This is a genomic window from Pseudomonas sp. 21LCFQ02, from assembly GCF_024129895.2.
GTDB lineage: Bacteria > Pseudomonadota > Gammaproteobacteria > Pseudomonadales > Pseudomonadaceae > Aquipseudomonas.
This window is the reverse complement of record NZ_CM178749.1, coordinates 2618984-2631886: the sequence shown is the minus strand read 5'-3', so window position 1 is coordinate 2631886 and position 12903 is coordinate 2618984. Positions and strand designations below refer to the sequence as shown.

At 61.8% G+C, this 12903-nt stretch carries 11 protein-coding genes; all 11 read right to left on the bottom strand.

Features of this window, described 5'->3' with window-relative positions; translation table 11 throughout:
* Window positions 1-4: 4 nt before the first annotated feature.
* From NJC40_RS11690 to rsmH, 11 genes are read right to left on the bottom strand one after another with little or no spacing between them, the layout of a single operon-like run.
* Entirely contained in the window at window positions 5-964 is a 960-nt protein-coding gene (locus NJC40_RS11690) for a D-alanine--D-alanine ligase (protein WP_253139296.1), read from the bottom strand.
* Complete coding sequence (gene murC / locus NJC40_RS11685; RefSeq protein ID WP_173426716.1) at window positions 961-2400, bottom strand: UDP-N-acetylmuramate--L-alanine ligase; 1440 nt, start codon at window positions 2398-2400, stop codon at window positions 961-963. The genes NJC40_RS11690 and murC overlap by 4 nt, the downstream gene beginning before the upstream one ends.
* Before the next feature lie 13 nt (window positions 2401-2413).
* Window positions 2414-3484 (bottom strand): undecaprenyldiphospho-muramoylpentapeptide beta-N-acetylglucosaminyltransferase, encoded by a 1071-nt coding sequence (gene murG, locus NJC40_RS11680; protein ID WP_045488000.1) that lies wholly within the window; start codon window positions 3482-3484, stop codon window positions 2414-2416.
* Entirely contained in the window at window positions 3474-4688 is a 1215-nt protein-coding gene (ftsW, locus tag NJC40_RS11675) for a putative lipid II flippase FtsW (RefSeq protein WP_045487997.1), read from the bottom strand. The genes murG and ftsW overlap by 11 nt, the downstream gene beginning before the upstream one ends.
* Entirely contained in the window at window positions 4685-6031 is a 1347-nt protein-coding gene (murD, locus tag NJC40_RS11670) for a UDP-N-acetylmuramoyl-L-alanine--D-glutamate ligase (protein ID WP_045487994.1), read from the bottom strand. The genes ftsW and murD overlap by 4 nt, the downstream gene beginning before the upstream one ends.
* 6 nt (window positions 6032-6037) lie before the next feature.
* The gene (gene mraY, locus NJC40_RS11665) at window positions 6038-7120 is read right to left on the bottom strand and encodes a phospho-N-acetylmuramoyl-pentapeptide-transferase (protein ID WP_045487992.1); all 1083 of its coding nucleotides are present in this window, start codon (window positions 7118-7120) and stop codon (window positions 6038-6040) included.
* Window positions 7120-8490 (bottom strand): UDP-N-acetylmuramoyl-tripeptide--D-alanyl-D-alanine ligase, encoded by a 1371-nt coding sequence (locus NJC40_RS11660; protein WP_253139299.1) that lies wholly within the window; start codon window positions 8488-8490, stop codon window positions 7120-7122. The genes mraY and NJC40_RS11660 overlap by 1 nt, the downstream gene beginning before the upstream one ends.
* Window positions 8483-9946, bottom strand: coding sequence for a UDP-N-acetylmuramoyl-L-alanyl-D-glutamate--2,6-diaminopimelate ligase (locus NJC40_RS11655; RefSeq protein WP_253139301.1), 1464 nt, complete (start codon window positions 9944-9946; stop codon window positions 8483-8485). The genes NJC40_RS11660 and NJC40_RS11655 overlap by 8 nt, the downstream gene beginning before the upstream one ends.
* Window positions 9946-11673, bottom strand: a complete 1728-nt coding sequence (locus tag NJC40_RS11650; protein ID WP_045487985.1) for a peptidoglycan D,D-transpeptidase FtsI family protein — start codon at window positions 11671-11673, stop codon at window positions 9946-9948. Before NJC40_RS11650 ends, NJC40_RS11655 begins: the two co-directional genes overlap by 1 nt.
* Window positions 11670-11963, bottom strand: a complete 294-nt coding sequence (gene ftsL / locus NJC40_RS11645) for a cell division protein FtsL (protein WP_045487983.1) — start codon at window positions 11961-11963, stop codon at window positions 11670-11672. The genes NJC40_RS11650 and ftsL overlap by 4 nt, the downstream gene beginning before the upstream one ends.
* On the bottom strand, window positions 11960-12901 hold the full coding sequence (gene rsmH / locus NJC40_RS11640) for a 16S rRNA (cytosine(1402)-N(4))-methyltransferase RsmH (RefSeq protein ID WP_253139523.1): 942 nt from the start codon (window positions 12899-12901) through the stop codon (window positions 11960-11962). The genes ftsL and rsmH overlap by 4 nt, the downstream gene beginning before the upstream one ends.
* Window positions 12902-12903: the final 2 nt, after the last annotated feature.

The following is a 12903-nucleotide window of genomic DNA, read 5'->3' as shown; positions in this document are numbered from 1 at the left end:
GCCCTTAACCTCGTTCCTGAACGCTGTCGGCAAGAATCGCCAACACCAGTTGCTGGAAATCCAGGCCTGCCGCTGCTGCCGCCATCGGCACCAGGCTGTGGTCAGTCATGCCGGGGACGGTATTGACTTCAAGCAGCCAGAACTTGCCCTGGGCGTCTTGCATCACGTCGGTACGGGCCCAGCCACTGACACCCACGGCCGCGCAAGCGCGCACAGTAAGGTCGCGCAGTTCATGCTCTTTAGCTTCACTGAGCCCGGACGGAATCCGGTATTGAGTATCGTCAGCCAGATACTTGGCTTCGTAATCATAGAAACTGTGCGATGTGCCCAGGCCAATTGGCGGCAGAACCTGGCCACGCAGACAAGCAACGGTGAACTCCGGACCTTCGATCCATTGCTCGACCATAACTTGTGAATCATAGGTACTGGCAACTTTCCAGGCAGCGACCAACTCTTCGACACTGCTCACTTTCGCCATACCAATACTGGAACCCTCATGGGCCGGTTTGACGATCAAAGGCAGGCCCAGTTCCGTCGCTGTAAAAATACAGTCATCTTCGCTGGCCAGTACGCGGTGCAAGGGTGTCGGCAAGCCGAGGCTTTGCCAGATCTGCTTGGTGCGCAGCTTGTCCATCGCCAGTGCCGAGGCCAGCACGCCACTGCCGGTATAAGGGATGCCCAGGCACTCCAGAAGGCCCTGCATGCTGCCGTCTTCACCGCCGCGACCATGCAGCACAATGAACGCACGATCGATCTTCTCGCTGCCCAGACGCTGCAGCAGGTCGTCGCCGACATCAATCCCGAAGGCATCCACACCAGCGCTCTGCAAGGCACCGAGCACGGCTTGCCCGGACTTGAGCGAGACCTCGCGCTCGGCGCTCTTGCCGCCGAACAGCACCGCCACCCGGCCGAACTTCTGCGGCGCCAGGCTGGAGTGCAAGTTGGATGCATTCAGGGCTGTCATTTGAGCTTCCCTTCAGTCGGCGCCACCACAGCCCCGGCGAACAGCGGGCTCTTGAGCAGTTGCGGGGCCAGCCCACCGATATCACCAGCGCCCTGGCACAGCAGGATGTCACCGGCGCGCAGCAGCGGCTTGACCAGCGGGGCGAGTTCGGCACCGCGCTCGATGTAGATCGGGTCGAGTTGACCGCGCTGGCGAATGCTGTGGCACAGGTTGCGGCTGTCGGCCCCCGGAATCGGCTCTTCACCGGCCGGGTAGACTTCCATCAACAACAACACATTGGATTCGGCCAGTACCTGGACGAAATCGTCATACAGGTCACGGGTGCGGCTGAAACGGTGCGGTTGATAGACCATCACCAGGCGCCGCTCCGGCCAGCCGCCACGCACAGCATTGATCACCGCCGCGACTTCACGCGGGTGGTGACCATAGTCGTCGACCAGCATCACATGACCGCCTTCAACCGGCAGTTCGCCATAGACCTGGAAGCGCCGACCGACTCCCTGAAAGCCCGACAGGCCCTGGATGATCGCTTCGTCACTGATGCCTTCATCGGAGGCAATGGCGATGGTTGCAAGCGAGTTGAGCACGTTGTGGTTGCCCGGCATGTTCACCGAGACATCCAGCGGTTCACGATCACGGCGCAGCACGGTGAAGAACGTACGCATACCTTCCTGACGGACATTGATCGCACGCACGTCAGCGGTCTCGCTGAAGCCATAGGTGACGGTCGGGCGTTTGACCTGCGGCAGAATCTCGCGCACCACAGGGTCGTCAACACACATCACTGCCAGACCGTAGAACGGAAGGTTGTGCAGGAACTCGACGAAGGTCTTCTTCAGCTTGTTGAAGTCACCCTCATAGGTCGCCATATGATCGGCATCGATATTGGTGACCACAGCGACCAGCGGTTGCAAGTGCAGGAAGCTGGCGTCGCTCTCATCGGCCTCTGCAATCAGATACCGGCTGGTGCCCAATTGAGCGTTGGTGCCGGCGGCGTTGAGACGGCCACCGATGACGAATGTCGGGTCCAGGCCGCCTGCTGCAAACACCGAAGCCAGCAGGCTGGTGGTGGTGGTCTTGCCATGGGTGCCTGCAACGGCAATACCGTGCCGGTAGCGCATCAGCTCAGCCAGCATCTCGGCACGCGGCACCACAGGAATACGCCGCTCCAGGGCGGTGGCGACCTCCGGGTTGGAGGTGTTCACGGCGCTTGAGACGACCAGCACATCGGCGCCGACCGTGTTTTCTGCCTGGTGGCCAATGAAGATCTGCGCGCCGAACGCCTTCAGGCGCTCGGTCACCGCCGAGCCCTTTAGGTCGGAACCGGACACTTCATAACCGAGGTTCAGCAGCACTTCGGCAATGCCGCACATGCCTACACCGCCGATGCCGACGAAGTGGATGCGGCGGATACGGCGCATTTCCGGTTGCGGCATGGCGCGTTGATTCTCAACCACGGGCCACCTCCACACAGGTATCGACAACGGTACGGGTGGCATCAGGCCTGGCCAGACGGCGAGCGGTGCGGGCCATGCTGTTCAATTGTTCGGGTTGCATCAGAACCTCTTTCAGGCGGCTGGCCATATCGGCGGCGCCAGTTGTCGCTTGCGGCATGACGAAGGCAGCGCCTTCGCGGGCCAGATAATCAGCGTTGCGGGACTGGTGGTCGTCGATCGCGTGGGGCAACGGAATCAGCAGCGACGGCAGCCCGGCGGCGGCCAGCTCACTGATGGTCAACGCGCCTGCGCGGCACACCACCAGGTCGGCCCAGGCATAAGCCTGCGCCATGTCCTGGATGAACGGCGCAACCTGCGCCTCTACACCGGCGTTGCGGTAACGTTCGGTGGTGATCTGGTCGTGCTGCCTGCCGGTCTGGTGGAAGACCTCGGGGCGCAGCTCTGGCGCCAGCAGGGCCAGCGCTTCGGGCAGCAGCTTGTTCAACGGTTCAGCACCGAGGCTGCCGCCCAGCACCAGCAGGCGTGCCTTGCGCCCGGCCAGCGGCTGGCGCGGGGTTTCAAAGAACAGCTCGACCCGTACCGGGTTGCCAGTAGTGCGACGCTTGTCCGACGCCCCGAAAGTGTCCGGGAATGCTTCGCAGATCCGGCTGGCAAAGGACGCCAGACTGCGGTTGGCAGTACCGGCCACGGCGTTCTGTTCGTGAATGATCAATGGCACACCGGCCATTTTCGCGGCCAGACCACCGGGCCCTGTGACATAACCGCCGAAGCCGACCACGAAGGCAGGCTTGAGCTGACGCATCACCTTGCGCGCCTGCAGCAGCGCCTTGAGCAACATCAACGGCGCCTTGAGCAGCGACAGCTTGCCCTTGCCACGCAGGCCACTGGCATCGATACGATGCAGCGTCAGGCCGGCTTGCGGCACCAGTTCGTTTTCAATGCCGCGTGGGGTACCCAGCCAATGGACCTTGTAGCCACGGTTCTGGAACTCACGGGCGCAGGCCAGCGCCGGGAACACGTGCCCGCCGGTGCCGCCAGCCATAATCAGCACATTAGCGTCCACGGGGAGGCTCCTCGGCAAAATCGCTTTCGTTGAACTCGGTTTCCTCGCTGCCCATGTTGTTGCGCGACTCCCACTCGATGCGCAACAACAGGCCCAGGCTGGCACAGCAGATGACCAGCGAGCTGCCGCCATAACTCAGAAATGGCAAGGTCAGGCCCTTGGTCGGCAACAGACCGACGTTTACCCCGATGTTGATCAGGAACTGGCCGATCCACAGGAACGACAGGCCATAAGCGGTGTAGGCACCGAAAAACTGTTTGGCACGCTCAGCCCAGAAGCCGATGTACATGCCGCGGATACTGACGAACAGGAACAGCCCGACGGTCAGCAACGAGCCCACCACACCCAGCTCTTCAGCCAGCACCGAGAACACAAAATCGGTGTGCGCCTCGGGCAGGTAGAACTGCTTCTGCACGCTGTTACCCAAGCCGACACCCAGCCATTCGCCGCGGCCGAAAGCAATCAGGGCCTGGGTCAGTTGGTAGCCGGAGCCGAACTGGTCGGCCCAGGGGTCAGTGAAGTTGGTCAGGCGCGCCATACGATAGGGTTGGGCCTGGACCAGCACAAAGACCGCGACGACGGCCAGCACCACCATCAGCGAATAACGGAACAGGCCGACACCGCCCAGGAACAGCATCGCGGCGGCAGCGCCCATCATTACCACCGTGGCACCGAAGTCCGGCTCCATCAGCAACAGGCCCGCCATCGGCAGCAGCACGATGAATGGCTTGAAGAAGCCCATCCAGCTCTCCCGCACTTCCTGCTGGCGGCGCACCAGGTAACCGGCCAGGAACAGCACCACGAAGACCTTGGCGATTTCAGATGGCTGTACGTTGAATGCACCAAAGCCGATCCAGCGCATCGAGCCGTTGACCTCACGGCCGATCCCCGGCACCAGTACCAGCAGCAACAGGCCGAATGCGCCGATCAGCAACATCCAGCCCATGCGCTGCCAGGTAGCAACCGGGATCAGCATGGTTGCGCCACAGGCGCCAAGGCCGATAATCAGGTAGATGAGGTGACGCGTCATCATGTACAGCGTGTTGCCGGACTGCGCCGCAGCGACCTCCGACGACGACGAGGTAATCATCACCAGCCCAAGCCCCAGCAACGCCAGGCAACCGGCGAGCATCGGGAAATCGACGTCGATGCCGCGCCCGCTGATCAAGGGCGACGGGTAAGGCTTGAAGATGCCGAAAATCATGCCAGCACCTCCACGGCCTTGGCGAACAAGCGTCCGCGTTCTTCATAGTTTTTGAACATGTCCAGACTCGCACAGGCTGGCGAGAGCAGCACAACATCACCCGCCTGCGCCAGTTCGGCGCTGCGCTGTACGGCTTCTTCCAGGCTCGCAACCCGAACCTGCACGACCTCATCACCCAGTGCCTGGGCGATAAGCCCGGCATCGCGGCCAAGTAGCACGACAGCGCGGCAATGCTGTGCGACCGGCGCCCGCAGAGCACTGAAATCGGCGCCCTTGCCGTCGCCGCCGGCGATCAGTACCAGCTTGCCGTCGAGGTCGGCTCCCAGACCTTCGATGGCGGCCAGCGCAGCACCGACGTTGGTCGCCTTGGAATCGTTGTAATACTGCACACCGGCGCGCTCACGCACCCACTGGCAGCGATGCTCAAGGCCGGTGAAATTGCGCAGGCTGCTCAGCATGGCGTCCATGGGCAAACCTGCGGCGTGCCCCAGGGCCAGGGCGGCCAGCGCGTTGGCATGATTATGCGCCCCACGCACTTTCAGCTCGCTGACCGGCAGCAACAGTTCGAACTGGAACGCCAGGTACTTTTCGCCGTTTTCTTCACGAATACCGAAGGCATGGAAGTCTGGTGTGTTCAGGCCAAAGGTCCAGCGCGGCAACCCTTCACCGATCAACGGCCGCGACAGGGCATCCTGACGGTTGACCACTACTTGCCGGGCCCCCCGAAAGATCCGGTGTTTGGCCAGGTGATAGGCCGGCAGACCGCTGTAGCGGTCCATATGATCTTCACTGATGTTCAGTACCGTGGCGACTTCGGCATCCAGTTGGTCAGTGGTTTCCAACTGGAAGCTCGACAGCTCCATCACGTACAGCTCAACGCTGTCGTCGAGCAGGTCCAGTGCCGGAGTACCGAGATTGCCGCCCACCGCAACACGCTTGCCAGCCGCGGCGGCCATCTCGCCAACCAGGGTCGTCACGGTGCTCTTGGCGTTGGAGCCGGTAATTGCCACGATCGGCGCCTTGGCATTGCGGGCAAACAGCTCGATATCGCCCGACAGTTTCACACCGCGTGCCTGAGCCGCCTGCAAGGCAGGTGTCGCCAGGGCCAGACCCGGGCTCACGTACAACTCGCTGGCACGGCAGAGGAACTCGACGTCCAGCTCGCCACACCGCACATCCACATGCGGATACTCACGACGCAGGGTCGCCAGCTCCGGTGGATTGTCCCGCGTATCAGCCACGGCAAAGGCAATGCCCCGGTTCGCCAGGTAGCGAACCAGGGACATGCCGCTCTTGCCGAGGCCGACAACGATGCGGAACTGGTCGGTAACGATCAAAGACACTCGCGTTTACCTCAGTTTCAGTGTGGCAAGGCCAATCAGCACGAGAATCACGGTGATGATCCAGAAACGGACGATCACGCGTGGCTCGGGCCAGCCCTTGAGTTCAAAGTGGTGGTGAATCGGTGCCATGCGGAACACGCGGCGACCGGTCAGCTTGAAGGATGCAACCTGAATGACCACTGACAGGGTTTCCATCACGAACACCCCGCCCATGATGAACAGCACGATTTCCTGACGGACAATGACCGCGATGGTGCCCAGCGCCGCGCCGAGTGCCAGTGCACCGACGTCGCCCATGAACACCTGAGCCGGATAGGTGTTGAACCACAGAAAGCCCAGACCGGCACCGATCAGCGCACTGCAGAACACGATCAGTTCGCCCGCGCCAGGCACATACGGGATCAGCAGGTATTCGGCGAATTTCACGTTACCCGACAGGTAGCAGAAAATACCCAACGCTCCACCGACCATCACTGTCGGCATGATCGCCAGGCCGTCCAGGCCGTCAGTCAGGTTGACCGCGTTACTGGAGCCGACAATCACGAAGTAGGTCAGGATCACGAAACCGATGCCCATTTCCCAATGCATGTCCTTGAGCATCGGAATGATCAGCGTGGTTTCGACCGGCGATTGCGCGGTCATGTACAGAAAGATCGCCGCACACAGGCCAAACACCGATTGCCAGAAGTACTTCCAGCGGCTCGGCAGGCCACGCGAGTTCTTCTCGATCACTTTGCGGTAGTCGTCGACCCAGCCGATGGCACCGAACAGCAGGGTAACCAGCAGCACCACCCAGACGTAGCGGTTGGCCAGGTCAGCCCATAGCAGGGTGCTGACGGCAATCGACGAAAGGATCAGCGCACCGCCCATCGTCGGGGTGCCGGATTTGGACAAATGCGATTGTGGACCATCGTTGCGCACAGCCTGACCAATCTGGCGAATCTGCAAGGTGCGGATCATCCACGGGCCGAGCCACAGAGAAAGGCTCAGGGCCGTGAGCACACCGAGAATCCCGCGCAGGGTCAGGTACTGGAAGACTGCAAAGCCTTTATGGAACTGTTGTAAAAATTCGGCCAACAGCAACAGCATTAATGTTTCTCCAGGCTGGAACCGCACAAGGCCGCCACGACATTTTCCATGGCGGCGCTGCGCGATCCCTTGATCAATAAAGTGGTGTTTGAATCTTGTTCGCCATGCAGTGCCGCGATCAGCTCGGCCTGGGTTGCAAAATGACGGGCGCCAGCACCGAAGGCATTGACCGCATGCAGCATCAACGGACCGACGGCATACAGTGCATCGACTTTGCCGACGGCATGGGCACCGACTTCACGGTGGCCCTGTTCGGCCCAGTCGCCCAGTTCGCCGATGTCACCCACCACCAGCACCCTGCGGCCGGCGAAGCCTGCGAGCAGGTCAGTGGCAGCCTTGATCGAAGACGGGTTGGCGTTGTAAGTGTCATCGATGACCCGCTGACCATTGGCGGCCATGTGCACCACGGTGCGGCCCTTGACCGGCTGCATGGCATTGAGGCCCGCGACGATGCCGTCGAGGCTGACACCCAGCGCATGTGCGCCAGCCGCAGCGGCGAGAGCATTGGCCACGTTGTGGATCCCCAGCAGATTAAGCTGTACCGCTGCCGATCCCTGCGGGCCATTGAGGGTAAAGCCCGGGCAGCCACGCACGTCACGGCTCAGTTCGCTGGCATGAAAATCTGCCTGAGGATTTTCCAGAGCGAAGCTCAACACCTTGCGCTCACCGGCCCGAATCAGCCAGACCGGGTAGGCGGCGTCATCAAGGTTAAGGACTGCAACGCCTTGGGCATCGAGGCCTTCAATGATCTCGCCCTTGGCCTCGACAATCTTTTGCGGCCCGCCAAACTCACCCACATGGGCAGTTCCGGCGTTGGTCAGGATGGACACGTGCGGCTTGGTCAGGCTCACGGTGTAGGCGATCTCGCCTACTCGCGATGCGCCCAGCTCAATGACCGCTGCACGATGTTCCGGGGCCAGCTCGAGCAGCGTCAGCGGTACACCCAGATCGTTATTCAGGTTGCCACGGGTCGCCAGCACCGGACCACGGGTACGCAGGATACTGGCGAGCATTTCCTTGACCGTGGTCTTGCCGCTGGAGCCAGTGACGGCGGCAACAGGGCGGTCGACAAACGCATTGCGGTTCATCGCGCCCAACTGAGCCAGTGCCTTGCGGGTATCGAGGACCACCAGTTGCGGCAGATTCACGCCCGCCACTTCACGCTCGACCAAGGCCCCCACCGCGCCCTTGGCGGCGACCTGCTGCAGATAGTCATGGCCATCGAAACGCGGACCGGTCAGGGCCACGAACAATTGGCCCGGGGCGATATTGCGGCTGTCGGTACTGACGCCATCGAACAGGCAGTCATCACCGGTACGCTGTGCATCCAGCGGGATCAACAGGTCACTGAAACGCAATGACTCAAGCATGCTCTGCCTCCCATACGGCCAACGCGGCAGCAGCCTGATCAAGATCCGAGAACCGGTGGCGCTGACCATCGATCTCCTGGTAGTCCTCATGGCCTTTACCGGCCAGCAGAACCACGTCCTCGGCATGAGCGGTGGCGATGAATTCGGCAATCGCCTGGCCGCGACCGGCCACAAAGCGCACCGGGGCCGCCGCACTGAAACCCGGACGAATGTCAGCGAAGATCTGCTCGCTGGCTTCGCTGCGCGGATTGTCATCGGTCACCAGCACTACGTCGGCCAGCCGCTCGGCGACCTCGGCCATCAGCGGACGCTTGCCGCGATCACGGTCACCGCCACAGCCGAACAGGCACAGCAGACGCCCCTTGGCATGCGGCCGCAGAGCCTCAAGAACCTTTTCCAACGCATCGGGGGTGTGGGCGTAATCGACCACTACCAGCGGCTGGTTACCACCCCCCAGGCGCTGCATGCGCCCGACCGGACCGACCAGCTGTGGCAGCACCTTGAGCACTTCATCCAGTGCGTAGTCGAGCCCCAGCAAAGCACCGATTGCCGCCAGCAGATTGCTCAGGTTGAAACGCCCCAGCAGGCTGCTACGCAAGAGGTGCTCGCCTTGCGGCGTGACCAGCGTCGCGCGCACGCCATCGTCATCGAATCGCGCATCGCGGCAGTACAACCAGGCACTCTTGTCGAGCAGGCTGTAGGTAATGAGTTTTGACAGGTGCGGCGCGTCGGCCAGTTCGCGGCCAAAGTCGTCATCCAGGTTGATCACCCGGCAGCTCAGATCTGGCCAGGCGAACAGCTGGGCCTTGGCGGCGCCATAAGCCTGCATGGTGCCGTGATAATCAAGATGGTCGCGCGACAGGTTGGTAAACACTGCCACGTCAAACTCCACCGCCTTGACCCGGCCCTGCTCCAGGCCATGGGAAGAAACCTCCATGGCAACAGCGCGCGCTTCGGCGTGCTTGAGGTCCGCCAGAGTCGCCTGCACGGCAATCGGATCAGGGGTGGTGTGCAAGCCGCTCTGCAGCGCCTCGTAGAAACCAGTGCCCAGCGTACCGACGATGCCGCAACGCTGACCCAGCAGGTCGAGTGCCTGAGCCACCAATTGGGTGACGCTGGTCTTGCCGTTGGTGCCGGTGACACCAATCAGATTCAGGCGCCGGCTTGGATCGCCATAAAAACGTCCGGCAATCGCTGACAACTGACCCGCCAGGCCCTTGACCGGAATCAGTGGCACATCAGTGATCGGCAGCACACTGGCGCCTTCGACTTCATAAGCCACCGCCGCGGCGCCACGTTGCAGGGCATCGGCGATGTGGGCACGACCGTCGACCTTAAGCCCCGGCACCGCCAGAAACAGGTCTCCCGGACGCACCTTGCGGCTGTCCAGGCTCAGTTCGCGAATCAACGGGTCACGCTCGGTGCCCGGAAATATCTTGCTCAGATTGAAAGACATCAGCCACGCCCTCCTTTGGCAACCGGTGCTTTGACGGCCTGCTCGGGTTCCAGGTTATCCGGCGGAATGTTCATCAATCGCAGGGTTCCGGACATCACTTTGCTGAACACCGGAGCCGAGACCAGACCACCGTAGTAGCCGCCTTTGCTCGGTTCATCGATCACCACCACGATGGCGTAACGCGGGTTGCTCATCGGACCGAAACCGGCGAACAACGAGCGGTAGGAATTCTCGGCATAGCCTTTGGTGCCGATCGAGGTCTTGCGCGCCGTACCACTCTTGCCGCCGACGTGATAGGACGGCACACGGGCGCGATAGACGCCGCGGGTGTCCTCGATCACCTCCTGCAGCATGGTGTGCAGGGTCTTGGCAGTAGCTTCGGGAATCGCCTGCACCGAGGTCGGCTCAGCGTTGGTCTTGAGAATGCTCAGCGGCACGATCCGGCCATTGTTGGCCAGCGCACCGTAGGCGTGGGCCAGTTGCAAGGCTGTGACCGACACGCCGTAGCCATAAGACAGGGTCGCCGTTTCAGCCTTGCGCCACTCGCGGTAGTTGGGCAGGTTGCCAACCCGCTCACCCGGGAAACCCAGGCCGGTGTACTGGCCGAAACCCATGCGCTGCATGGTACGGAAAATCGCCTCGCCGCCGACGTCGAAGGCCACTTTGCTCATCCCCACGTTACTGGAGTTGATCAGGATGCCGGTCAGGTCGAGCACCGGCCCCTCGGTCTTGCTCACGTCACGAATGGTATAGCGACCGATCTGCAGCGTGCCGGGGTAGACCTCGACCTTGTCGGTAGGCTTCCAGCGCCCGCTTTCCAGCGCCGCGCCCATGGAGATCGGTTTCATGGTCGAACCGGGTTCGAACACGTCGATGATTGCCCGGTTACGCATGGCGGCCGGCACCATAGTGCGGCGGTTGTTGGGGTTGTAGGTCGGGCTGTTGACCATCGCCAGGATTTCCCCGGTCTTGACGTCCATGATTACCAGACTGCCAGCCTTGGCTTCGTTCTCGATGATCGCGTTGCGCAATTCGCGAGTCGCCAGGTACTGCAAACGCAGGTCGATAGACAACGCCAAGGTCTTGCCGGCCTTGGCGTTCTTGGTAACCTGGACATCCTTGATCAGACGCCCTCGTCGGTCCTTGATGACCTGACGCTTGCCAGGCACACCGGCCAGCCACTCGTCATAGGCCAGCTCGACGCCTTCGCGGCCGTGATCATCCAGGTCGGTGAAGCCGACCATATGTGCCGTTACGTCACCGGCCGGATAAAAGCGCCGGAACTCCTCGATGCCGTAGACCCCTGGCACCTTGAGATCAAGCACAGCCTGGCCGTGCTCCGGCGTCAGGCCCCGCACCAGATAGATGAATTCCTTGCCTGCCTGCGACTCCAGACGCTCAGTCAGAGCCTTGGCATCCTGCCCCAGGGCTTGTGCCAACAGCGGCCACTTGCTGCGGTCCTGAAGCATTTCCTTGGGGTTGGCCCACAAGGTGGTGACCGGCGTACTGACCGCCAGGGGCTCGCCGTTACGGTCGGTGATCAGACCACGGTGCGCAGGAATGGGAATGTGACGAAGGCTGCGCGCATCGCCCTGCTCTTGCAGGAAAGTATTTTCGACCACCTGCAGGTCGACGATGCGCCAGGAGATCGCTGCCACCAGCAGACACAACAAACCCACGACCAAGCGGAAACGCCACGGATACAAAGCGCCTTCAAGCTTCATCATGGCGCCACCATCCGCACTTCACCTGCATTGGGGATGCGCATTTTGAGCTGCTCGGTGGCCAGGTTTTCAATCCGGCTGTGCGCTGTCCAGGTGCTCTGTTCGAGGATCAGTCGTCCCCACTCGGCCTGCGCCTTGTCGCGAATACTGGTTTCTGTATACAGCGAGTTGAGCAGCTGACGGTTCCAGTGCGCGCTATAGGAAACACCAATGGCTGACACCAGCACAGCGATGAACAGCAGCAGCATGAAAAAGCTGCCGGTAGGCAATGGCTTGAAGAACAGGCGACTCACCGCAACTTCTCCGCGACACGCATGACAGCGCTGCGCGAACGCGGGTTGGCACGGGTTTCTGCTTCAGAAGCGAATTGCGCCTTGCCGACCAGCCTGATGCGCGGCTCGAAAACCTTGGCCTGCACCGGCAGATTGCGTGGCAGGTTGTCGGCCTCGCCCTTGACCAGCTTGCGCATGAACAGCTTGACGATCCGGTCTTCCAGAGAATGGAAGCTGATGACCACCAGACGACCACCCACTTCAAGGGCATCGATGGCCGCTTCAAGACCGGTTTCAAGGTCGCCCAGTTCGTTGTTGACGTGAATGCGCAACCCCTGGAAAGCGCGGGTTGCCGGATGCTTGCCCTTTTCCCAGGCCGGGTTGGCGACCTTGAGCACCTCAGCCAGGTCGGCGGTACGCTCGAAAGGACGCACCTGGCGCCGCTCGACAACAGCGTTGGCCATCCGCCGGGCAAAACGCTCTTCACCGTATTGTTTGAACACCCGCGCCAGTTCTTCGGCAGGTGCGCTGGCGACGAATTCGGCAGCACTGATGCCCTGCCCCGGATTCATGCGCATGTCCAACGGACCATCATGCATGAAGCTGAAACCGCGCTCCGGGTCGTCAAGCTGCGGCGACGAGACGCCCAGGTCCATCAGAATGCCACTGACCTTGCCTTGCAAACCGCGCTCGGCCACCTCGGCCCCCAGCTCGGCAAAGCTGCGCTGCACAATGACAAAGCGGCCGTCTTCGGCCGCCAGCGTTTGCCCCGTGGCAATCGCCTGCGGGTCCTTGTCGAACCCTAACAACTGCCCCTCAGCCCCCAAGTGGCTGAGCACCAGACGACTGTGACCGCCACGACCGAACGTGCCATCCAGATAGCAGCCATCGGCGCGCACAGCCAAAGCCTCGACAGCTTCTTCGAGCAGTACGGTGATGTGGGTAAAACCGCTATTCATAG

What these genes read in the sequence shown, in the direction of transcription:
- murC (WP_173426716.1), bottom strand. Translation starts at nt 2,400, where the DNA reads ATGCCGCAACCGGAAATGCGCCGTATCCGCCGCATCCACTTCGTCGGC.
- ftsW (WP_045487997.1), bottom strand. Translation starts at nt 4,688, where the DNA reads ATGATTTTCGGCATCTTCAAGCCTTACCCGTCGCCCTTGATCAGCGGG.
- NJC40_RS11690 (WP_253139296.1), bottom strand. Translation starts at nt 964, where the DNA reads ATGACAGCCCTGAATGCATCCAACTTGCACTCCAGCCTGGCGCCGCAG.
- NJC40_RS11650 (WP_045487985.1), bottom strand. Translation starts at nt 11,673, where the DNA reads ATGATGAAGCTTGAAGGCGCTTTGTATCCGTGGCGTTTCCGCTTGGTC.
- NJC40_RS11655 (WP_253139301.1), bottom strand. Translation starts at nt 9,946, where the DNA reads ATGTCTTTCAATCTGAGCAAGATATTTCCGGGCACCGAGCGTGACCCG.
- mraY (WP_045487992.1), bottom strand. Translation starts at nt 7,120, where the DNA reads ATGCTGTTGCTGTTGGCCGAATTTTTACAACAGTTCCATAAAGGCTTT.
- rsmH (WP_253139523.1), bottom strand. Translation starts at nt 12,901, where the DNA reads ATGAATAGCGGTTTTACCCACATCACCGTACTGCTCGAAGAAGCTGTC.
- NJC40_RS11660 (WP_253139299.1), bottom strand. Translation starts at nt 8,490, where the DNA reads ATGCTTGAGTCATTGCGTTTCAGTGACCTGTTGATCCCGCTGGATGCA.